Here is a 22,278-nt window from a genome sequence, read left to right as displayed (position 1 = left end):
CGCTACTAGAGTACCCGTTTTCCGAAAGCTCGAAACACCTCTTTTATCCATCTGAAGGTTTCGGGCGGATTAATAGGATGGTCTGGTCGTCCTTCAGCTTGTAATTAGCCAATTCGTATATATGCTGAAAAATCGATTCCACTGCTTCTTGAGCCGGCTTGTCCAGATATTTTAAAATTATTTCTTTAAATCGTTTTCTCCCTAAAAAATCTTCCTCAACCCGACATTCCGTCACCCCATCAGAAAACAGTATGATGGCATCGCCGGGTTTCAACTGGACCTGAAACTCCTGATAAGTGGTTTCCCGTGACACTCCCAGAACAAGCCCACGGGATTTCAGATCGTGAAACGTTCCTTCTTCCGCCCGATAAAGCAATCCGGGCTCATGACCTGCTGTGGCATAGCGGAACGTGTGGTTTATTGAATCGTACACCCCGTATACCATGGTAATAAACATACTGGGGTCGACGTTGCGTTCCACCACCGCATTCAGATTGCGCAACACTTCTGCCGGACCTGGCGGATTGTGGACCAACACATCCATGGCATATTTGATCATCGACATGCATAAGGCTGCGGGAATCCCTTTACCGATGATGTCGGAAAGGGCAATTCCGACTTTCCCTTCCCCATGATCGACGAAGTTGTAGTAGTCACCGCTCATTTTATTGGCCGCCATACTGACGGCGCCGATTTCCGTACCCGGCAACTGGGGAGTGGAACGGGGGAGCAAGGTTTGCTGCATGCCGACGGCCACTTCGATCTCATACTCCAGTTCCCGTTGGCGGTCAATCAGTGTTTCATGCTCTTTATATGCGATGCCGTAACCGATCATGATCTCGATCAAAAGATCGAACATGTCTACTACGACGGGCGGGACATCGGGAAGCATCTTTTTCACGGCGGCGGCGTGCATACTGATGATCTCCTCCGGGGGAATGCGCTGCTCCATCATCCACTTGCTCAACTGTTGGGCAGCGTAGAGATGGTCCTCTCGCTTCTCCCGCGAATAGGAACAAAGCAATTCCTCATATTGGCGTTTCAAATGCTCATCCATAGTGTCACCTCGTCCCGTTGTACGTCCGCCTCTACCTTACGCTTATGATCTGTCCCGGACCAGCTGCCCTGTTAAACCCATGAGTGGTTACCGCTCTATCAGCTCAACTGCATTGTATCCCGATTCCCGCATTCTTTCAACAAAAAAGGGATAGGGAACGCGCGTGGCATTCCATATCCCTTTCCGTCAAAAATCGATCATACCCAAGCTGATCATCAGCGCTTCGTTGACCCGATTCATCATTTCCTCATCCAAATGGGTGATTTTGTCGGTCAGACGCTGTTTATCAATCGTGCGAATCTGCTCCAACAAAATCACCGAGTCCCGATCAAACCCGTAGGTCTTCGCGTCGATCTCCACATGGGTGGGCAACTTGGCCTTTTGAATTTGAGCGGTAATCGCGGCGACGATCACGGTGGGGCTAAACCGGTTGCCTATATCGTTTTGGATGACCAGAACAGGTCTGACCCCACCCTGTTCCGATCCAACCACTGGTGATAGATCGGCAAAGTAGACATCGCCACGCTTGACAATCAAATGGTTACACCCCGCTAACCAGTCGTTCCAAAGTGTCGTCCGCTTCTTCTTCGGCTTCGAAGGCCTCGGAAGCAATATTCAAATTGATTTTCGCCATCTCCATGTAGCCGCGCTGCATCATCTCACGGATCAACCGTTTTTTCCTCTCCTGCAGATACAGCTTCATCGCCTGGCGGATAAATTCGCTTCGATTGGAGTTCTCTTTCGCCACCATACCGTCAACTTCTTGCAACAGATGCTTGGGTAGGCTGATCATGATTCGCTTGGTTTCGGACAAAACTTCGCACCCCCAACCAATCATCACCGTTGGCGATTTCCCTTACAATACTACCATTATGACGTAAGGGTTGCAAAAATATACTTTGATCAAATGAGTCCGCCCCCAAGACAGTCCGGGGAGACACTGTGACTTGCTTCACACGGCTGGAGCACCAAGGGGACTCCCTTTGGTCACCGTGGGTTTCTCGCTTCATCTGGCGTGACAACCCACATCCATCCACCGATGGATTCGTCCAAACCTGGGTGTTTTGGTTTAACGAGCTTTTTGCTCACCCAGTAGTTTTAAGACTTTCGCACTGGGGTTTTCCTGCTCGCTCTTTAATAAATTTATTCGACCCATACGACAAAATTCCTGCTGTTCCCCTGCGTATTACCGAGGATTTTCACCATAGCGTCGTACCTGTCCAGCAGATTCTATCGGAGATGTTAAAAATTTGCTTGTCCCAGTCGATTTACCACACTGATGATGCGTCCCCCTTTTTTGTAGACGCGCGGAACGCGATAACCTATCATGCATGTCACTTCATAGGAGATGGTGCCCAGCGCTTCTGCCACTTCGTCGACCGTGATCCGCTCATTCCCTTGCTTACCGTAGAGAACCACCTCGTCTCCCACCTTGACCGGCATGGCTTCAGTCACGTCCAGCATCGTCTGATCCATGCAAATCCTGCCGACGATCGGCACCCTGCGTCCGTTGACCAGCGCTTCGCCTCGATTGGAGAGCAAACGGTTGAAGCCATCTGCATATCCCACGGGGATCGTCGCGATCCAGCGGGTTCCGTCGGTTACATACGTTTTTCCATAACTGACACCCATACCCGCAGGCGGCCGTTTGAGATGGACGATTTTGGTTTTCAGCGTCAGAGCCGGGCGCAAGTCCACTACTTCACGGTTCACTTCGTCGGAGGGATAGTACCCGTACATACTGATCCCCAAACGAACCAACTGATGTGCATATGCTGGCAAATCAATCGCCGTGGCGCTGTTCGCACAGTGAACAAGCGGGATCTTGATTCCTTCCGATTGCAACCGAGTGATGATCCGTTCCAATTGTTCATGTTGCCATTCCGTATAGGATTTGTCCACTTCATCCGCCGTGGCGAAATGGGTGAACAACCCTTCCACCTCGATGGTATCGTACCGTCCGATCCTGTGCAAAAACGGCAACACTTCATCTTCAAACAATCCCAATCGGCCCATGCCGGTATCCACCTTGACATGAACCGGTACTTTGCGTCCCAAACGGGCGGCTTGACTTGCCACCTCGTCCACCACCGCATCCGAATAAACGGTCAACGTTACATCGCGGCGTACGGCCTCTGCCACCGCTTCGGGCGGGGTATACCCCAACACCAGGATCGGTGCTTCGATTCCCGCATTTCTCAGCTCCAGCGCTTCGTCCAAAAAGGCAACCGCCAGATGGGTCGCACCAGCTTCCAGCGCCGTTTTCGCCACCGGAACGGCACCGTGACCATAGGCGTCAGCCTTGACGACCGCCATCAGCCTGACTGATGACGGAAATCTATTTCTAAATTGTTGAACATTATGTGTGATAGCATCGAGATCAATCTCTGCGATCGTATCACGATAATAGGTTTGGTTCATCCTCGAGCTCCTGTTCGCCGAATGATCTCCAACTGCGCTTGCAATTGATCCACGAATTGATTGCTGACCAAAAGCGGACGGCGTTTGCCTCGTATTCGGAAAATATAGGGCAAATCATAAGCCGGTTCAATCTGAACCAACGGGATTTCTTCTCTCTGATTTCCCATATAAATAACCAGCTTGTCCTCATAAAGCACGTAACGTGGACGATACAACGCCCGAAATAGTGCGGGAAACCCGAATATCACCACAGCCGCCACGACGATCGTTCCCATGATAAACGGGACAGAGCGGTAAGGAAACAGCAAGAACAATCCGGCAAACCCGGCGAGAAACAGTCCCGTCTCCAACAACCGCATCAGGCCGCTTTTTCGATAGAGCAACACAGAATACGGTGTCTGCTCCTCATAGATAACCGAGGAATCCATCTCTCCACCTCTTTCAAACCGAAGGCGGGTCAACAGCACTTCGGCAAGGTGCCAATCCGGGTGACCCGCTCCCTGCTCACAGGATTGAGAGCCGGTTGAGAGCCGCCCTTCTCTCAGGTCAACGATTCACTCTATTCAACCACTCAAAGACGCATCCGACAACGTTTTACACCCATCATCATACATGCTCAGACACGGAATTGCAAAGGGATAGGGGCGTACATTCCGTGAAATCCATCGCTTTCCAGAAAAACCATCCTTCTACAATTCAACGAAATTTGGCGAAGAAGATATTTTTTCTTGCATTTATATTCATATATTTCATACAATAATTTGCGCAAACGGTTTCACCATATCTGACAGGGGGGAGCTGAATGAAGGGGAAACGAGTGATTTCGTCAATATTGGTGATGGTTTTCCTTTTCCTCATGGTGCCGGGAGTGAGAGCAGACAACACCTCTTCCGCTTCACAAGGCAACCGGTTTACCTTGCCGCATGGTGTATTTTATGAGATTTATGTGCGCTCATTTACTGATGCCAACGGGGACGGAGACGGGGACCTGGCCGGGATTGTCTCCAAACTGGATTACCTCAACGACGGCCATCCCCATGCTGGGAAAGACCTGGAAGTGGACGGTATCTGGCTGATGCCGATCACCAAATCACCGAGCTACCACAAATATGATGTGGTGGATTATTACCAGGTTGATCCGCAGTACGGCACATTGGACGATTTCCGCCGACTGGTGCATGAAGCGCACAAACGCGGAGTCAAGGTGATCATCGACTTGGTCGTCAATCACACCAGCAACCAACATCCCTGGTTTGTCTCCGCGTCCAGGGACAAAAACAGCCCTTATCGGGACTACTACATCTGGGCGGACGCAAACACGGACATCCACGAAAAAGGTCCGTGGGGACAACCCGTCTGGCACGAGACCTTCCCTGGCTCGGGAGACTACTATTACGGACTGTTTTGGAGCGGCATGCCCGATTTGAACTACGACAATCCCCGCGTTCGGGAGGAGATCATCAAAATCGGGAAGTTTTGGCTGAAACAAGGGGTCGATGGCTTCAGGTTGGACGCGGCGAAGCACATCTACCCCGACACGCAGGAGGCCAAGAATCACGAGTGGTGGAACCAATTCCGCAGGGAAATGCAGAAAGTGAAGCCCAACGTGTATCTCGTCGGTGAAGTATGGGATGCCAAAGAGCGTGTCGCTCCGTACTACGGTGAACTGGTTACGCTGTTCAACTTTGATCTGTCGGGTCGCATTTTGCAATCCCTTCAACAGGGTCAAGATGCGGGCATTGCTGCCTTGGCCGCCGAAACGGGACGGATGTATGCTGACGTCAACCCCCGTGCCATCGACGCACCATTTTTGACCAATCACGACCAAAACCGCACGATGAGCGTATTGAACGGTGATGAGAACAAAGCGAAAACAGCCGCGGCCATCCTGCTCACCCTGCCCGGTAACCCGTTCCTTTACTACGGGGAAGAAATCGGTATGCTCGGGGAAAAGCCGGACGAGTACATCCGCGAACCTTTCCGCTGGTACCCAGGTCATGGCCCCGGACAAACGACCTGGGAGGAACCCCGATTCAACACCAGACCAAACGCCGTCTCCGTACAGGCACAAATGCACGATCCCGATTCCCTGTTGCACTGGTACCGTCAGTGGATCCGTTTGCGTCACCAGCATCCTGCACTGATGTACGGGACTTTGCAACCGCTTTCCGTCAAGGAACCACAGGTGGCGGCTTATCAACGAGTCAGCCGAGGCGAGCAATTGACCGTCCTGCACAATCTGTCCGACCAAACAGCCACTGTCACGGTTCCGGCGGATCATCGCTTGCGCGTTGTATACGCCGGCCCCTTCGATGTGCAAATCCGACAAAACGGACCGGATCAAGCGAGGGTGACGCTCCCGGCGCATACATCAGCACTGTTGAAATGATGTACAAGTCCAACATTCTCTTACTTCATCATTAACAATCACGTACGAAACCCGTCCGTATTATCACCGGACGGGTTTCTCCCATTTGCACATCTCTCTCATACCATGCAACTAACAGCATATCATTGGTTGTATTCAGCCAAGACCCGGTTGATGTGATCGACGAACTGACTGGCTTTTCCTCGTTGAAAGACAATAACCGGAATATCGATACTCTCTCCAGAATCGGACACAATCTGAATATAAGTTCGGAACCCCTTCAATAGTAAAATCACTGCGGGGATAAAATAAACCATTGTCAATGGTAAAAGTATTCGATCTCGTCTATGTAGGATCCATTTGATAAGTACGCTTGTTATATGGAGGGTGTTGAGACTGCTGACAAGGTAACAGGTCAAATGAACCTGATTCCCAGGAGAAGACATTGACACTTTATTTCAGAATAAATAGAATAACATAGACAAATCAGAAAAAATGAGGAGGGAAAGTAATGGAATCGACAACACTACATCACGTTCCAGTGCGGGATTGGGAGGAAATCGAGCTGACACCGCCAGATGCGAGCGCAGATCTGATGCGTCGAGCCCGAGAAGCCTTTGATACTTGGCGACGAAAAAGTATTGATGAACGGCTCTCTTTATTGCGCGCCCTGCGTCACCTCATTGTCGACAGGATGGACGAAGGTATGGAGATCATCTCACAAGACACGGGCAAACCAAAAGTGGAAGCACTCACCAGCGACATCCTGACGGTGCTGGATGCCATCCGTCATGCGGAAAAACGGGCCAAACATGCCCTGAAACCAAGAAGGGTGCGTACGCCGATCTCCCTGATCGGTAAACGGTCCGTCGTCACCTACCAACCCCGCGGGGTGGTGTTGGTGATCTCACCGTGGAACTACCCGTTTCAGTTGTCGGTGGTTCCCGTGATCGAAGCGCTGGCCGCAGGCAACGCTGTCATTCTCAAACCATCGGAAGTTACTCCTCGGGTAGGTGCATGGATCGCATCCCTGTTTCGCGAGGCCGGCTTTCCCGAAGGCGTGGTCCAAGTGGCGATCGGTGAAAAGGACTTGGGCGCCCGATTGATCGAGGAACACCCGGATTATATCTTTTTCACCGGCTCAGTACAGACGGGAAAAATCATTCAGCAAGAGGCTGCCAAACGATTGATCCCCACCACACTGGAATTGGGCGGGAAGGACCCGATGATTGTCTTTGCCGACGCCAAGCTGAACAGGGCAGTCCAAGGTGCAGTGTGGGGAGCGCTCACCAACTACGGTCAGGTGTGCATGTCGGTGGAACGGATTTATGTGGAAGAGCCCATTTACGACACCTTTGTGGAAACACTGAAACGGGAAGTAGCACGACTGCGGTCGAACGGCGGAGACGAAACCGATCTCGGTACCATGACAACAGAAATGCAAAAGGAGATCGTCCGCCGTCAAGTGGAGGATGCGGTCGCAAACGGAGCCAAACTGGTCAGCGGCATCCACCCCCGGGACTGGCCGAAATCCGGCGACCTCCGCATTCAACCCATCATCCTGACGGGTGTGGATACCCGATCCGCTGTCATGCGCGAAGAAACATTTGGCCCGGTCATCTGTGTGTTGCCGTTTCGGGACGAGGCGGAAGCAATCCGTGCGGCCAACGATTCCGTCTATGGATTAAGTGCCAGCGTGTGGACGAGTGACATCGCAAAAGCCCGCCGGGTGGCACAATCATTGGAAACAGGCAGTGTCCTCATCAATGACGTTGTTCTTGCCATCGCCAATCCGTACCTCCCGTTCGGTGGGGTGAAGGAAAGCGGGATTGGACGTTATCATGGCGACGAGGGATACCGAATTTTTTGTCATGAAAAATCCCTGCTGATCGACCGCGGTTGGTTGCCCTCGGAGGTTCACTGGTTTCCGTACCAAAACAAGCTCACCCCCTTCCGCACATTGGTGGCCAACCTTTATGGGCGGAAACGATCGTTTTTCCGGTTTATCCGATCCTACCTGACGTTACTGGCAACGTCTTTGCGTGAATCCGGATCAAAAAGGGGATGATACGGGATGGTGCAAACTCGGTTTCTGCGGGAGTTTTTCGGCCATCGCGACATCTGGATCACCGGTATCGTTTTCGCCGCCGGCACCGCATTCACCCTGCCTCATCTCGATCAAGGAGCTGTTTGGGGAGCGCTGGTGCTCGGCATGGTGTTATATGCGCTCAGCGAGTACTTGATTCATCGCTTCTTCTTTCATCTCCCGCCACCAAAGAATCCTTGGCTGTTGCGGTTGTTGCAGCGGTTGCACTATCACCATCACAAAGACCCGGATGACCTTCACCTGTTGTTTTTGCCGATATGGTACAGTTTTCCTCTTGTGGCTACAGTCTCCGGCATCCTGTACGCAGTCTCGGAGGATACTGTCTTCACGGTCGCGTTTACCACCGGTGTGTTGGGTTTCCTCTTATATTACGAATGGTGTCACTATGTGGCACACCGTCCCATCCAGCCGATCACGCCCTGGGGCCGTTGGATGAAAAAGATGCACCTGTGGCACCATTTCAAGAACGAACAATATTGGTACGGGGTAACCAACCCGGTGTTCGACATGGTGATGGGGACGTTCAAAAATGAACGGGAAGCTGATCGAAGCGACTCCGTCCGCGATTTGGAAAAGTCCAATGGATGAAAATCCCATTGTTCTGACGCGATCATTTCGTTATACTCATGGACGAGTGACAATGGAATAAGCCTTCTCCATCTCGCCGCGGTGAGATAGAGGTTGCGGCTTTTATGAGTAGGCCGGTCGAGCTTCAGAGACAGCGAGGAAGCCGGTTGAAAGGAAAAGCCGCCGAAGTCCGCGTCGCATGCTCTGGGCACGCGGGCTGGGCCTGTTACCGAACAGGAACAGGACTGTCACGTCTGGTCGGTTGAAAGCGGACGTGGAGCGCTATCTTGGCGGAAGGTGATACGGATGTTCAATGCCGTCGAGCCTTTCGACGGCATTTTTTATTATGAAAAGGAGTGTGAACACATGAAAGTCACGTCAAATCCATCTTTGCAAGCGGAAAATTCCAACCGCCTGCAGCGGCGGTTGCGTTCCCGACAATTGACCATGATCGCCATCGGCGGTTCGATCGGTACCGGTTTGTTCGTGGCCAGTGGCAACTCCATCCACACGGCCGGTCCCGGCGGAGCGTTGTTGGCCTATCTGGCGGTTGGGTTCATGGTGTACTTTTTGATGACCAGCTTGGGCGAAATGGCGGCATTTCTGCCCGTTTCCGGATCATTCAGCACTTATTCGTCCCGCTTCGTCGATCCGGCGCTGGGTTTCGCCATGGGATGGAATTATTGGTATAACTGGGCGATCACCATTGCGGCCGAGCTGTCCGCGGCGACGCTGGTGATGAAATTCTGGTTCCCCCACAGCTCATCTTTTTTGTGGAGTGCGTTGTTCCTGGCGCTGATGATTGGTCTGAATCTCCTTTCCGTCAAGGGCTACGGTGAATCGGAATACTGGTTTTCACTTATTAAGGTGATCACCGTCATCGTGTTCATCGCCGCAGGGTTGTTGATGATCTTCGGTATCATCGGCGGACAGAAGATCGGTTTCCAAAACTGGCAAATTGGAGACGCACCATTTCACGGTGGTTGGCTGGCCGCACTCAGTGTGTTCATGGTTGCCGGATTCTCATTCCAAGGGACAGAAGTGATCGGAGTAGCCGCCGGAGAAAGTGAAAACCCGCGGGTCAATATCCCCAAAGCGGTGCGGCAGGTCTTTTGGCGTATTCTGCTGTTTTATGTGCTGGCCATTTTCGTCATCAGTCTGCTGATCCCGTACACTGATCCCCGACTGGTGGACAGTAGTGTGGAAAATATCGGCGTTAGTCCGTTCACTATCGTTTTTGAAAAAGCGGGGCTCGCCTTTGCCGCTTCCGTCATGAACGCGGTCATTCTCACCGCCGTGCTCTCTGCCGGCAACTCGGGGATGTACGCTGCCACTCGGATATTGTGGTATATGGCCAAAGAGGGACAAGCTCCCCGCTTTTTAGCCAAGGTCAACGCCAAAGGCATACCGGTCAACGCCTTGATTGTAACGTCTTTGGTCGGGGCTACAGCTTTCCTGGCCTCCGTGTTCGGTGACGGAACCGTGTACGTTTGGTTGCTCAATGCCTCCGGATTGTCCGGGTTTATCGCCTGGTTGGGCATCGCGATCAGCCATTACCGGTTCCGTAAGGCGTACCTCGCCCAGGGACGGGACTTGCGCGATTTGCCTTACGTCGCTAAGTGGTATCCGTTTGGTCCCATATTCGCCTTCGTCCTGTGCATCATTGTCATCGCGGGACAAAACTACGGGGCGTTTACCGGTGACCATATCGACTGGTACGGCATCCTGGTATCCTATATTGGGTTACCGCTGTTCCTTCTCTTGTGGTTGGGCTATAAATGGGTGAAGAAAACGCGCATCGTACCACTGTCCGAATGCCGATTTGACGAAGGCGACGCAGTTTGAGAAGATGGGAATGTTGAGAGTTCGTCACGAAAGGATGATCGCAACGTGTCCCAAGCGCAAATCGGTGTGATCGGATTAGCCGTTATGGGCAAAAACCTCGCATTGAACATAGAAAGCAAGGGATTCTCCGTTGCCGTCTACAACCGGTCTCCGGAGAAAACGGAACAACTCCTGAAGGAGGCCACCGGCAAGCGTCTGAGCGGAGCATTCAGCTTGGAAGAATTCGTCGGCATGCTGGAGCGTCCGCGAAAAATCATCCTGATGGTAAAAGCCGGCGAGCCCACCGACCGCACTTTGGAACAATTGGTTCCGCTGTTGGAAACAGGGGACATCGTCATTGACGGTGGCAACGCCTATTTCCACGACACGATCCGTCGCAGTCGGGAGTTGGCGGCCCGCGGCCTTCATTTTATCGGCGCAGGTATTTCCGGTGGGGAAGAGGGAGCGCTGAAAGGCCCCGCCATCATGCCTGGCGGTGACCGTGAGGCCTTTGCCCAAGTGGAACCGATCCTGACCGCCATCGCGGCCAAGGTAAACGGGGAGCCCTGTACCACCTACATCGGTCCGGACGGTGCCGGTCACTATGTAAAAATGGTGCACAACGGCATTGAATACGGCGACATGCAACTGATCGCCGAAGCCTACCACCTGATGAAGGACGTGCTGGGCCTGAGCAATGAGGAGTTGCACCGTGTATTTGCCGAGTGGAACAAGGGCGAGCTGGACAGCTACCTGATCGAAATCACTGCGGATATTTTCACCAAAGTGGACCCTGAAACCAGCCAATCATTGGTTGATGTGATCCTGGATACAGCCGGCCAGAAGGGAACCGGCAAATGGACCAGCCAAAGCGCGCTGGATCTGGGCGTTCCGCTGTCCATCATCACCCAGTCAGTCTTCTCCCGCTTCCTCTCGGCGATGAAAGCGGAACGGACACGGGCCGCCCAACTGCTGCGCGGGCCGAAACCGGTTGCGGTCGACAACAAGGAAGAATGGATCGAGCGGATTCGCCAAGCACTCTATGCCAGCAAAATCTGCTCTTATGCCCAAGGTTTCGCCCAAATGCGCGCGGCTTCCGAAGCCTACGGGTGGAACCTGGACTACGGTGCGATCGCCAAAATCTTCCGCGGTGGCTGCATCATCCGCGCCCGCTTCCTGCAAAACATCATGGAAGCGTACGAGCGCGACCCTGACTTGGCCAACCTGCTCCTCGACCCGTATTTCCGGGATGTCGTGGAGCGCTACCAGGATGCGTGGCGTCAAGTCGTCACCCTTGCGGTTCAGTCGGGCATCCCGACACCGGCATTTTCCGCCGCACTGGCCTATTTCGACAGCTACCGTATGGAGCGCCTGCCGGCTAACCTCCTGCAAGCCCAACGGGATTACTTCGGAGCACACACGTACCAACGGATCGACAAAGAGGGTGTTTTCCACACCAACTGGCTGGAGGATTAAACGCTCGTTTCTATAAACATGCGGCCTTTTCCCACCCGATCTGCTTCGATGCACGGGGCGCGGGAAAAGGCCGTTTTACCCTATTCTGGATACTAACGATCCCTGGGATTCAATTCAAAGTTTTTCTGGAATTTTTCGGGAGTTTTTCAACTCCCGGTTTTTTTATTTGCAACCATATCTCCTCTTTTCCTTCACCATTGATCCAGGTATTTCAACCTGCTATGCTAAACACAAAAATGTTTTTTATGAAGAGAGTGAGCTTCATATGTCAGATGTGTCGGAAATCCCCATTCGTGAGAAAAATATTGTATTGATAGGATTTATGGGCGTCGGTAAAACAACGGTCGGCCAGCTTGTGGCTAAAAAACTTTATCGTGACTTTATTGATATCGATGAAGAAATAGAAAAAATTTATAATATGTCGGTAACAGACATCTTTAGGAAAATCGGTGAGACAGAATTTCGTCGAGTAGAAAGGGAGCTAATCGTAAATATTTGCAATCACAAGAAATTGAAGATCATCTCCTTGGGTGGAGGTGCTTATTTACAAGAGGAAGTGAGAAAGGTTTGTTTGTCTAAATGCATCGTCTACTTCCTTGATCTATCGTGGGAATCTTGGAAAGAACGACTCCCTTTGATCATCGACAGCCGTCCCGTTCTGCAAAACAAAACGTTACATGAGATTGAAGACCTGTTTTTTAAGAGAAGAAAAGCTTATTCCCTGCATAATTCCAAAATTACCATCAACAATTTGGATGCAGAAACGATCGCCAACAAAATAGTAGAGTCTGTCAAATTCGCCTGGGACATTTATCAACCTCAAGGTGAGTAAGGATCAGTAGAATGATAATAAAAAGGGAACCGTCTTCCCAACCACGGAAGTCGGTTCCCTTTTTCCGGCGGATCAAACTTTCAGGCATGTCCATTCCCTTGCTCATCTTCCTTTGGCAGATTGTACAGTCGCCGTCACCCGCCAACTCGGCTCACACCACACTTCATACCCGACAAGCTGTTCGATATCCAGATCCAACTGCGCTTGCTCCCGCAGGTTCGCAACATGGTTTTTCACATATGTCCGATGTAACATCGCACTTTTCCACCAAGTGATGGTGAGAAAGCGCCGTGCCGACACGTTCCCCGCGAACACACCGCCCAACATCCCGTCGGTTTGCTCCATGGCAGGGTTCCATACCTCCTGCTGCATTTGGAGAAAATGATCTTCCCTCCCGGGCAGTACCCGACAGTCCGCAACGCGGATCAGCTCCGCTTCCATCCATCCGCCTGACTGCAACCTCTCCAGATGGCCGACCGGCAACATCATTTCCATGACGGTAACAGCAATCCGGTCAAACGTCTCCTGTTGACCACCGGATACATAGATCTCATCATGGATCTGATCCATAAACGCCGTATAGCTTTCCCGATCCTTCCACAATCCGACAATGCACGCCTCAGTGTGATCAGCCGCATTCCACCCGCCGAATTGGGCCACAAACCCCTGTACGTCCCGCAGTGCCGACCATCGCTGTTGCTCCCGAGAAAAGGCTTCCCGTTTTTCCTCCGGCACATCGCACACAATCCATTTGATCAGCATGCGAACACTCCTTCTCTTTTATTCCTACGGATTTTTCACACCCACCTGAACCACCTGCTGGAAGGTGGGCCGGTTTACCCATCGCATGTCCGGTGCGGCAAGTAGACCCATGGGCTTTTGCTTGATGGCATCTTGAGCGTCATCATACACCCAATTCTCCACGTCATCGGAATTGTATTCCTTACGAAGACGGTCTGCCGTTATTCTCATCGCCTTCCACAAATCCAACCTGCAAGAGGAGAGATTTCCGTCACCACAGTAAACCGTGTGCCAGGGGTCCTTCACCTTTTCACCCAGAAGCCGACGCAGATCCTTGTTTACATAGGAATAATAACCCTCGAGAAAAGCCGAACCCAAACCGCCCCGCGGCGAATCCTCGAGTACATTGGGCAAGTTCGTTCCACTCAGGGCTTTATCAAACATCACCCTGGTCAGGGTTTCGAAATAAGCATCCCCGATAGCCACGGCCACTGCATCATCATAAATGCCATCTTTGGGGGATGAATCACGCCGGTGTCCCCCGGACTCCACCCATGCAGCCAACCGGTCCCTCATCTCCTGAAGTACGGGATCATTACCGGGGGCTTTTTCTCCCAATACTTTCAACACCCACGGATAAACCTCCTGCGCCTTCAAATCCACCGTCGCTGCGTCCATCATGATGTTAACCATGTCCGCCTTAGTCAGTTTCTTCCCGGAGGATATCATCTTCGCCAACCGCTTGTCCAAATGAAGGGAACGGTGAACGGGACCGTAGCTGAAGTTCGCGTCATTGGCTCGGAAACCGGGAGCCTGTTTATTGTTCCAATTGGCGAAGTATCCCCGTTTGGGGTTGATGTCATGGGGCTGCTCCTCCGGCTTCAGATAATTCCCCGTCCAGTCGTATTCCCCGGTCCCCCATGCAGGAAGATCGGGATCCGTCCTGGGGTCCCGCACGGGACACAGGCAAGAGTGCTTATATGCAATATCCTTTTTGTCCACGTAAAACCAATTGAAGGTGTAATCCACTTTGTCGAACGCCTTTAAAAAAGAAGCGGAACCCTCTCTCATAAAATCCGGATCGTTGATTCGGCGGAAGCCCAGAGCGCTGTTTAATTCTTTGCCGTAAGTGGAGCGCTGGGTGGTTACAGCCACCGGCTCTCCCCTGACGGTTCCCCGGGCATTGACAGGGCCGTAGACAGTCCGTTCCACCTTGATGTCAAAGATAAGACTGTCTTTGGACGGCTCGGGTATTCCTGCGGCCGTGGGTTTAGCAATTTGCCGGTGAGTATAAACGTCCATGGGACGACATTCCCCTTTGTACCAGTAACCCTGGGATTTCATCGTGGGTTTGCCTCCATCCGGCTCGCAGAGTTTAACCACCCACTGATCCACGTTGTCCGCTCCGGAGGAGGTGGCCGACCAGGCATAGTCCCGTCCCCGCCCCAGTTGCACATACATGTTGACCCCAGCAAAACCCACTCCCCGGGCATCAATCCCCGGTCCGTGAACATCTGTCTCCACCAGCAGCTGGGGGCTGAAGTAGCCTGTCTGAGGACCGAATACGGCAATGGGACGTCCCTCTTTGGTGTGTTCTGCATTTACCAGTATCGCATTGCTCATCCCCTTGGGCGCCCTCAAGTCGATCGAACCGAAGGGGCCGTCCGCCACCATCTTCGGCGGTTTCATCTCTTCCAATGTTTTGCCGACGGTTTCCAAGTCGAGTATGGCCGTGGATTTTGGATCGACGGAAGAAGGCTGGTTATAGGGAAAGGATTTTTCCGTCGTCACGGGAGCTTCCACGTCCTCCGCGCTCCGGAAATCCTCCCAGATCGCCCGTCCCTTGTGGGAACCGTGTTTTTGCATTAACTGGGACAGAAATCGGCTACTGGCCACTTCGTTTCCGCCGCCCTTCCCGAAAATCCCGCCGACCAAGCTGGCGATGGCCACACTGTCTTCGAGCTTCCACTCTTTCGGAATCTGCTGGAGGGCGGGATACTCCGCGGGAAGCAAGTTGGGATTCATTCGCGCTTGACGTATAAAAGCGTTCACCCCGTCTATGTAGGCTTCTATGTCTTTGCAGACCTGGGCTGCTTCCTCTCCCTGAAGACAAAGCTCGTTGGCCTGACGGGTCAATTCTTCCTCTTTGTACGGGGCTACCTTCACCTGGGCCCTGTCCATCTCCTTGTTTGCTTCACTGGCCCCGAGAAATTCGCTCAGCCGCCCCCGTCCCAGATGGCGGAGCACATCCATCAGGAACAATCGGTCCTCCGCGGTTACATAGCCCACGGCAAACATCGTGGCCTCCCTGGTTTTCCCTTGAATGTGGGGGACGCCAAATTCATCCCGCTGAACCGTTACGCCTTTCGTCGGGGAATAGGTACGTTCCACTTTACCATTGACACCGAAGGTAGCTTTCTTGAAATATTTGACAAGTTCTTCATCCTTGATCCCCTTTATGCGATCCACCAGGGAATCGTACATTTGAGTCTGATCATTGAAGTGCCTGGGATACTCTCCGGTCAGTTGAAATTTGGTCATTTCCAGTGCGTTTACCGTCCCGTCTTGACCCGGAGGCATGATATTGAGGAAACCACCGGGATCATTAGACGTTTGGGCGCCTCCCGTAGAAGGCATCAACAAAAACTGCATGTTGATCAGCACGAGTATGACAATCACATACCGTTTCAATACAGGACCTCCTCACTAGTGAATTTGCCATCCGGACATCCAATATTTTTTATTTTTTTGAAATCTAGGCTCGGATTGAAAGATCACTTTCAACTGTATACGGTAATGATTTTCCATCTCCATATATTTACCAGATTGGTCTTATGATTCCTCCCTCAGGATCAGAATCATGTTTCTTCCCTTCGACTAGGGAATCAGTCACCTGCAGGTGGGTCAGCTTACAGAAAAAAGGTGCACATCCACCTCATGTGGGAATAATAGGAGACTTTCCCCTGATCGGAGATCATGACAAAACAGCCCTCCTTCAGGGGCGGTTATTTGAAAACAGGGAGGGAGTATCCGTGAAGGTGCAGGAAGAAGTCTGGACTCATCTATTTCAGAAAATTCACTTCCTTGAGGAGGCCCACGCTGAGGAAAATCCGGGGCGACAGCTGGAGATGATCCGCGATGCGGCTCCCCGGTTCAAGGAGTGGTTTCGTCAGACAGGTACCGTAACAGCCTTTCACTCTTTTGATCTCATCACACTTCCTTATCCTCGAAAGTATGCGCTGTGGCGGGCTGCATTGTCTCCCGTGAGTTATGTGTGGTTTACAGAAACTGCCGCCTAAAAGCCCACGGCGACCATCGGAAGTGCCCTTGGGGTATTTTAATCGTGGGATGAAAGGCGGCGTTGCTTGGAATCCCCCTTGTGGGGATGGCAAGACAACTTGTCTATAGTATAATCGAACGTATGAGCGGTGTTCATTCCACTGGTAGTGGGTTCCGTTCCTTGAAAACGTTATGGTATGGGGTTCCAGCGGCGAACCAGTCTCTCCCGCTGGGTAAAACCATAAGAGTGAAAAAAGGAACTAGGACACTGGTAACAGGTGTCCCGCCCATGCGGGTACATACAGCCCGGCTGTGCATGGGATGGGCTGATGAGACAGCCCTGAACTTGGGAGTTGTCCAAAACAGAAATGGACTGAGGACGTGAACTACCCAAGAATCCCACGGCGACCATAGGGAGTGCCTGTGGTACTTCAGCCGTGTGGAGTCTCAACAATCGTATGTTTATTGTAAAGTGGCGGTCAAAAGGAAAGGTCTGGACACTGCTGAATGAACCTACCGAATACGAATTGGTATCCAGTACCCCCTATTTTGCCGAGCAGATTCGAAGATATGGTGAGTTTTTCAGTCACACCCTGTTGTCATACCGCTACGGCACGGTGGAAAATCATCTGGAAGCCGTCGAGATCCGGCCGGAGGATATTGATTTTATCACTTATGACCATCTACACACCCAGGATGTGCGGAGGTGGATCGGGACGACAAAACCCCGAGCGGACATCAGCCCCGATCGGCCGGTTCAGGCTTACTTTCCCAAGGCCAAACTGATCGTTCAACGAAAGGAATGGGATATTCTACCCCGCCTCCATCCGTTACAGCGGATCTGGTACCAACCGGAAAAATTCACAGACATCCCCGAAGAGCGGTTGCTGATGATCGATGGAGACGTCCTTTTGGGGCCTGGGGTTGCTTTGATGTGGACACCAGGGCACACTCAGGGAAACCACTCGCTGGTGGTCAACACAGACTCGGCACCTGGGTTTCCAGCGAAAATGGCGTAGCCGCTGAGTGTTACGCACCAATGGAAAGCGGTATCCCCGGTCTGCGTCGGTAGGCAAAGAAAACCGGGTTGGAGGTAGTGTTAAACGCTAACACCATCGAGAACACTGCCCGCCAATACAACTCGATGGTCCAGGAGAAACTGGTGGCAGACCCCTGTAAGGATCGTCCCGGATTACCGCAGTTTCTTCCCCAGCTCTGAACTGTGCGGGCATATCTTTGCTCCTGGCACCCGGCCTTCCTATCAGCACAAGCGGATCTCTTTCGGTAGGATCATTCGGCCAGAGAATGAAGGAACCCAGTTAGGGTGAGAATCGTTGTAAACAAAAACAAACCCCGCTCGTGACGACACGAAACGGGGTTTCGCTTCATTTTTTAGGCTGATCCTGCACCGATTGAGCGATTTTGACCATTTCCGCTACAGGCAGATTGCCGTACAACTCAAATTCCGTGTTATTGTGTGTCCAAGACAGCCGCTTCTTCTCACTGCCTTCCAACAAAATGCCGACCGTGTAGCCCAAATCGACCGGTTGACCGTACATCGGAGCACTGGCCTGTACGGCATCAGGATTTTTCTGTGTTAGGGTGAACGGTTGTCTTCCTTGGTACCGCATGATGACAACCTCGCCTTCCATGCTGACGACGGTTTGCTCATCGACCAACTGACTCCCCTTCGGCACGTAACCCGGAACCATCGCTTCCACTTCTTTTTCCGAATGATGGTTTTTGTCGGTTTGCGCATGACGCATCGAAGGCAATGTCTGCTCGTTCAGTCCGTTCATGTTGCGGTTCATGTCAAACGCATCTTTGTCGAAAGACGGGTCAGTATTGAAGCGGTCAAAGGTGACTTCCACCATCACCTGATCCTGATCGTTGAGCAATACCGCCTTGGTTGGATACAGATCTTTGTTTAACCAAATCCGTTGCCGACTCAACGTCTGATTGTTGGTTTTGGCACGAACATCGAATTGATATCCGTCGGAGCCCGCCTTAAACCCACGGGACTGATCGTCGATAATGCTGTTGATCAATGATTGGTACAGATAGATTTGCCCGCTGGATTCCGGCCAGTCGCTTTGGAAACGGAAACTCTTGTTCAGGTGGGGTGTCAACACGTACACCCCGTCGTCATTGCGAAGCAGAATTTGGGTGATGTCTTTTTTGGTGTTTTTGAGGGAGACTCGGTAAAAGTTCGGCTGTTTGTACCATACTTCCACTTCGTATATTTGGGGGGTTTTGCCGGTATGAATTGTCATCTTGGCCTTTGTCGTGTATCCTTCCATTTTTTCATATCGCTTCGACAGATCGCTCACGATATCGGCGGCGTTTTTCTGTCCGCATCCCGTCAAAACCACCATGATCAACAAAAGGGCGGCCACCCCCCATGCAATCCGACGCATTTCATCAGCCCCTTCGTCCATTTCCCGGGAAATGTGTCGGTTAGGTACGGACGCGATCGGACAACAGTCGATGAAACGCAGGCCCCACTTGCAATAGAATGTCGGAAGCGATCACGCTGTGTTCGGCGGATGTGACCGCCAACTCCCCAGCCAGCCCGTGAACATAGACACCCATTGGAACAGCGGCTGTCGGTGGGATTTTCTGGGCCAACAACGCGCCGATGATTCCGGTCAACAGATCGCCGGACCCGGCTTTGGCCATGGCTGGACTGCCGGTGGGATTCACCATTTGGGTGCCGTCGGGAAATGCAATGATCGTATACGTTCCTTTGAGGACGACGGTGACACCGTATCGTTCGGCCCATTCCTTGGCCACACGGTAACGCTCTTCCTCCACACGGACTGTGTCGGTACCTGTGAGGCGGGCCATTTCACCCGGATGTGGCGTCAGGATGAGCTCCCCTTTACGTTCAGTGAGAATATCGGGATGATCAGCCAACACGTTGAGCGCATCCGCATCCAACACCATGGGCAGGTTTGTCTGCCGGAGCAGTTCGGCCAGCCACTCGCGTTCTCCCGTAAAACGTCCCAAACCGGGACCGACGGCCACCGCCGTTAGGCGATTCAAACGCTCGCCGATGCGCTCTGAACTGCCGGGTGCAAAACGCCCATGACCGTCGTCTGACCATGACCATACGAGCGCTTCCGTCACTTTGGCCGCCAGGGGATCGTGTTGTGCTTCGGGTACGGCAATCGTGACCAATCCGGCACCGGCGCGCAGGGCGGCGGTACCGGCCATGGCGACAGCTCCCAGCATCCCGCGGGAACCGCCGACGACCAGCAGATGACCGTGCGTCCCTTTGTGCGCCCATCTTGACCGGGGTTTCAGATATTCCCGCCACCACTGGGGATGGTTGACACGTGCGGCAGGTCTCCGGTACGTAGTAACTGATGGCGGGATCCCGATATCTGCCACGATCACCTCTCCGCAGTGTTCGGCTCCCGGACGCAAGTAATGACACCATTTTGCATAGGCGAATGTCACCGTCTGATCCGCTTTGATCGCCACAGACGCGACCCGTCCGGTATCCGTCTCCACCCCGCTGGGCACATCGACGGCCACCACACGCCCCCGTGTATGATCGTTTACCAGCCGGATCACCGACTCCATCACCGGACGAACCGGTCCCCGTATCCCTGTTCCCAGAAGAGCGTCGACGACAACGTCGGCTGTCTCCAACCATCGCCGCAGTTCGTCCGCCTGCTCAGCCCCGAACGTTTTTACATCCATACCCAGCTGACGGCAAGATTCGTAAAACGTTCGGGTGTCCGCCGTCATTCTTTCCTCGGAACCGACCAACCACACTGCCGTCCGCCATCCGGCCATAGCTAGATGCCGGGCGACGACAAACCCGTCCCCCCCGTTGTTGCCATGACCTGAGAGTACCACCGCCTGACCCGGTTGGGCGAAATGCTCCGTGATCGCCTGTGCGACGGCAAGTCCCGCGCGTTCCATCAACACCACACCCGGTATCCCGATGTGTTCGATGGTGTACCGGTCCAGATCGCGCATCTCCTGTGCAGTTACCAAATACACATGGGTCCCTCCCAACCGCGTTATATCTATATGAACCGGCCCGTCCGGATATGCTGACAAGGTTGACGGGCCCAGGTTCCGCCACTCACCATTCGTTCGGCACCCGTTCTACCACCACCGTGGCGACGGCGTAATCCCGTTCATGGGCAATAGTGAGGTGAATCCGCACATCATCCGCCCATCCCAGTTTCCGTCGACTATGCTCGGAAAGCCGCACTTCGGGACAACCGTTGTCAGTACTCAAGATCTCAATATCCTGAAAGCCGAGAGTTCGTCCGATACCAGTTCTGGCCGCTTTCGCCAACGCCTCTTTGGCCGCAAATCTCCCTGCCAAATATTCGATTTGGCGCACATCCCCCTTCGGCCACCACTGTCGTTCTTCCGACGTCAGTACGCGTTGTGCCAAGCGTTCCCTGTCTTTTTGCCGCAAACGATCCAATTGTACGATATCCGTTCCGATTCCGATAATCACCCTTATTCACCTCACTCTGCATCCCAACGGAACATCCAGGCAGCCACGGCAAACGACCCGATCATCCATGCCGTCAACACCACTACAGGTGTCCATAACGCCGACAGACCGGCACCTTCGTTCATGACCGAGCGCAGGGCATGCGTCAAATGGCCGATCGGGATCGCGTCAACAACACGGCGCAACCAGTCGGGCAAATCTCGTAACGGGAAAAAGACGCCGCCAACAAAGATCATGGGAAACGAAAGTAATCCCGCCATCGGCCCGGCCGTCTCCGGCGTTTTGGCCAAGGATGCGATGATGAAGCCGATGGACATGAACGTCAGCGTCCCCAACAGGATCAGTATCAACAACAACCACCACGAACCGTAAACATGGACCCCGAACACCCAATAGGCCACCAACAGCACGATCAGCGCTTGCAGGCCGTTTAGCACGATTCGAGCCGTGATCTGGCCGGCGATGAATGTGGCGCTGGACAACGGTGTCGCCTGCATTCGACGCAGGATGCCCCGTTCTCGCCAAGATGCGATTGTGGCGGCCACGCCGTTCATATTGTTGTTCATGATCATCAGCGCTAACAAACCAGGCACCAAAAAGTCGATATAACCCAATGTGTGGCTTTGGATGTTCACCGTTTCAGTCGTGATCACAGGTCGAAACCCGATCAACCGTTTGTTCAACTGATCCACCATTTGACCCACCACGGTCGTCCCAAGCTGGGCGGCTGTCAGATTGCTTTTGTCCAGATAAAGGACTATTTCCTTGGACGGAACTTTCTCCGCCCATTGGTTGAGATGACGGCCGAACCCATTTCGGATCAGTATCACCAGCTGACGGTCACCTTGTTTTACCTGAGCGATCCCCTGATTCAAATCCTTTTCCATTTCGACCGAAACACCGCGAACCGACTTCAATGATTGCACAAATTCACGGGAAGCGGAGGAATGGTCCTGATCGACGACCGCGACATCCAGCCTGAATGTGTTTCCCCCTTTGATCAATGTGCCCAAAACCACCATCATCAATATCGGAACCACCAGCGACCAAATCACGACGTTTTTGTTTCGCAAAAACAACAACAACTGCGCCTGGGTCAATCGCCAGTATGCCTTCACGT

At 52.8% G+C, this 22,278-nt stretch carries 19 protein-coding genes and 1 riboswitch; of the genes, 8 read left to right on the top strand and 11 right to left on the bottom strand.

The genetic code is table 11. The features are described 5' to 3' along the window. Positions 1–43: 43 nt before the first annotated feature. From KI215_RS01405 to KI215_RS01385, 5 genes are all read right to left on the bottom strand, one after another. Entirely contained in the window at positions 44–1,057 is a 1,014-nt protein-coding gene (locus KI215_RS01405) for a PP2C family protein-serine/threonine phosphatase (RefSeq protein ID WP_212773850.1), read from the bottom strand. Positions 1,058–1,243: 186 nt separating this feature from the next. Continuing rightward, a complete protein-coding gene (locus tag KI215_RS01400; protein WP_212773849.1) occupies positions 1,244–1,594 on the bottom strand; it encodes a type II toxin-antitoxin system PemK/MazF family toxin in 351 nt (116 codons plus the stop codon). Between the two features lie 4 nt (positions 1,595–1,598). Then, positions 1,599–1,895 (bottom strand): CopG family ribbon-helix-helix protein, encoded by a 297-nt coding sequence (locus tag KI215_RS01395; RefSeq protein ID WP_212775006.1) that lies wholly within the window; start codon positions 1,893–1,895, stop codon positions 1,599–1,601. Between the two features lie 404 nt (positions 1,896–2,299). Further along, positions 2,300–3,478: an alanine racemase gene (gene alr / locus KI215_RS01390; protein WP_212773848.1), complete on the bottom strand. Its 1,179-nt coding sequence runs from the start codon at positions 3,476–3,478 to the stop codon at positions 2,300–2,302. Beyond that, entirely contained in the window at positions 3,475–3,906 is a 432-nt protein-coding gene (locus tag KI215_RS01385; RefSeq protein ID WP_212773847.1) for a hypothetical protein, read from the bottom strand. The genes alr and KI215_RS01385 overlap by 4 nt, the downstream gene beginning before the upstream one ends. Before the next feature lie 374 nt (positions 3,907–4,280). Here KI215_RS01385 and KI215_RS01380 point away from each other — a divergent pair, with 374 nt between their 5' ends. The 6 genes from KI215_RS01380 (at position 4,281) to KI215_RS01355 (ending at position 12,652) form a co-directional block, all read left to right on the top strand. Further along, a complete protein-coding gene (locus tag KI215_RS01380) occupies positions 4,281–5,867 on the top strand; it encodes an alpha-amylase family glycosyl hydrolase (protein ID WP_212773846.1) in 1,587 nt (528 codons plus the stop codon). Positions 5,868–6,357: 490 nt separating this feature from the next. Then, a complete protein-coding gene (locus tag KI215_RS01375; protein WP_212773845.1) occupies positions 6,358–7,914 on the top strand; it encodes an aldehyde dehydrogenase family protein in 1,557 nt (518 codons plus the stop codon). A gap of 9 nt (positions 7,915–7,923) precedes the next feature. Then, positions 7,924–8,541 carry a sterol desaturase family protein gene (locus tag KI215_RS01370; RefSeq protein WP_212775005.1) on the top strand — a complete coding sequence of 206 codons (618 nt, stop codon included), beginning with the start codon at positions 7,924–7,926 and terminating at the stop codon, positions 8,539–8,541. A 79-nt stretch (positions 8,542–8,620) separates the two neighbouring features. Then, a riboswitch (Lysine riboswitch) is annotated at positions 8,621–8,813 on the top strand. Positions 8,814–8,886: 73 nt separating this feature from the next. Then, positions 8,887–10,365 (top strand): amino acid permease, encoded by a 1,479-nt coding sequence (locus tag KI215_RS01365; RefSeq protein WP_212773844.1) that lies wholly within the window; start codon positions 8,887–8,889, stop codon positions 10,363–10,365. A gap of 45 nt (positions 10,366–10,410) precedes the next feature. Next, complete coding sequence (gene gndA, locus KI215_RS01360; protein WP_212773843.1) at positions 10,411–11,820, top strand: NADP-dependent phosphogluconate dehydrogenase; 1,410 nt, start codon at positions 10,411–10,413, stop codon at positions 11,818–11,820. 265 nt (positions 11,821–12,085) lie between these two features. After that, positions 12,086–12,652 (top strand): shikimate kinase, encoded by a 567-nt coding sequence (locus KI215_RS01355; RefSeq protein WP_212773842.1) that lies wholly within the window; start codon positions 12,086–12,088, stop codon positions 12,650–12,652. A gap of 102 nt (positions 12,653–12,754) precedes the next feature. Here KI215_RS01355 and KI215_RS01350 read toward each other — a convergent pair whose 3' ends face one another. Both KI215_RS01350 and KI215_RS01345 read right to left on the bottom strand, forming a co-directional pair. After that, positions 12,755–13,414 carry a YdbC family protein gene (locus KI215_RS01350; protein WP_212773841.1) on the bottom strand — a complete coding sequence of 220 codons (660 nt, stop codon included), beginning with the start codon at positions 13,412–13,414 and terminating at the stop codon, positions 12,755–12,757. Positions 13,415–13,438: 24 nt separating this feature from the next. Then, complete coding sequence (locus tag KI215_RS01345) at positions 13,439–16,084, bottom strand: penicillin acylase family protein (RefSeq protein WP_212773840.1); 2,646 nt, start codon at positions 16,082–16,084, stop codon at positions 13,439–13,441. A gap of 341 nt (positions 16,085–16,425) precedes the next feature. On the opposite strand from KI215_RS01345, the gene KI215_RS01340 reads away from it, so the two are divergent. Together KI215_RS01340 and KI215_RS01335 are read left to right on the top strand one after the other, a co-directional pair. Continuing rightward, on the top strand, positions 16,426–16,692 hold the full coding sequence (locus KI215_RS01340; protein ID WP_212773839.1) for a hypothetical protein: 267 nt from the start codon (positions 16,426–16,428) through the stop codon (positions 16,690–16,692). 438 nt (positions 16,693–17,130) lie between these two features. Beyond that, positions 17,131–17,691 carry an MBL fold metallo-hydrolase gene (locus tag KI215_RS01335; protein ID WP_212773838.1) on the top strand — a complete coding sequence of 187 codons (561 nt, stop codon included), beginning with the start codon at positions 17,131–17,133 and terminating at the stop codon, positions 17,689–17,691. Positions 17,692–18,057: 366 nt separating this feature from the next. Here the strand turns inward: KI215_RS01335 and KI215_RS01330 are convergent, their stop codons facing one another. The 4 genes from KI215_RS01330 to KI215_RS01315 form a co-directional block, all read right to left on the bottom strand. Further along, entirely contained in the window at positions 18,058–19,089 is a 1,032-nt protein-coding gene (locus tag KI215_RS01330) for an outer membrane lipoprotein-sorting protein (RefSeq protein WP_212773837.1), read from the bottom strand. A 40-nt stretch (positions 19,090–19,129) separates the two neighbouring features. Beyond that, positions 19,130–20,686: an NAD(P)H-hydrate dehydratase gene (locus KI215_RS01325; protein WP_212773836.1), complete on the bottom strand. Its 1,557-nt coding sequence runs from the start codon at positions 20,684–20,686 to the stop codon at positions 19,130–19,132. 85 nt (positions 20,687–20,771) lie between these two features. Beyond that, entirely contained in the window at positions 20,772–21,158 is a 387-nt protein-coding gene (gene acpS, locus KI215_RS01320) for a holo-ACP synthase (protein WP_212773835.1), read from the bottom strand. An 11-nt stretch (positions 21,159–21,169) separates the two neighbouring features. Next, positions 21,170–22,276, bottom strand: a complete 1,107-nt coding sequence (locus tag KI215_RS01315; protein ID WP_212773834.1) for an ABC transporter permease — start codon at positions 22,274–22,276, stop codon at positions 21,170–21,172. Positions 22,277–22,278: the final 2 nt, after the last annotated feature.

Origin of the sequence: Polycladomyces abyssicola (assembly GCF_018326425.1) — a bacterium.
Classification (GTDB): Bacteria; Bacillota; Bacilli; order Thermoactinomycetales; family JIR-001; genus Polycladomyces; species Polycladomyces abyssicola.
Note: the sequence above shows the minus strand (reverse complement) of the source record. Positions and strands in the feature narration are given on the sequence as shown.

What these genes read in the sequence shown, in the direction of transcription:
- KI215_RS01365 (WP_212773844.1), top strand. Translation starts at nt 8,887, where the DNA reads ATGAAAGTCACGTCAAATCCATCTTTGCAAGCGGAAAATTCCAACCGC.
- KI215_RS01355 (WP_212773842.1), top strand. Translation starts at nt 12,086, where the DNA reads ATGTCAGATGTGTCGGAAATCCCCATTCGTGAGAAAAATATTGTATTG.
- KI215_RS01375 (WP_212773845.1), top strand. Translation starts at nt 6,358, where the DNA reads ATGGAATCGACAACACTACATCACGTTCCAGTGCGGGATTGGGAGGAA.
- KI215_RS01335 (WP_212773838.1), top strand. Translation starts at nt 17,131, where the DNA reads ATGTTTATTGTAAAGTGGCGGTCAAAAGGAAAGGTCTGGACACTGCTG.
- KI215_RS01385 (WP_212773847.1), bottom strand. Translation starts at nt 3,906, where the DNA reads ATGGATTCCTCGGTTATCTATGAGGAGCAGACACCGTATTCTGTGTTG.
- KI215_RS01350 (WP_212773841.1), bottom strand. Translation starts at nt 13,414, where the DNA reads ATGCTGATCAAATGGATTGTGTGCGATGTGCCGGAGGAAAAACGGGAA.
- KI215_RS01380 (WP_212773846.1), top strand. Translation starts at nt 4,281, where the DNA reads ATGAAGGGGAAACGAGTGATTTCGTCAATATTGGTGATGGTTTTCCTT.
- KI215_RS01405 (WP_212773850.1), bottom strand. Translation starts at nt 1,057, where the DNA reads ATGGATGAGCATTTGAAACGCCAATATGAGGAATTGCTTTGTTCCTAT.
- KI215_RS01330 (WP_212773837.1), bottom strand. Translation starts at nt 19,089, where the DNA reads ATGCGTCGGATTGCATGGGGGGTGGCCGCCCTTTTGTTGATCATGGTG.
- alr (WP_212773848.1), bottom strand. Translation starts at nt 3,478, where the DNA reads ATGAACCAAACCTATTATCGTGATACGATCGCAGAGATTGATCTCGAT.
- KI215_RS01395 (WP_212775006.1), bottom strand. Translation starts at nt 1,895, where the DNA reads ATGATTGGTTGGGGGTGCGAAGTTTTGTCCGAAACCAAGCGAATCATG.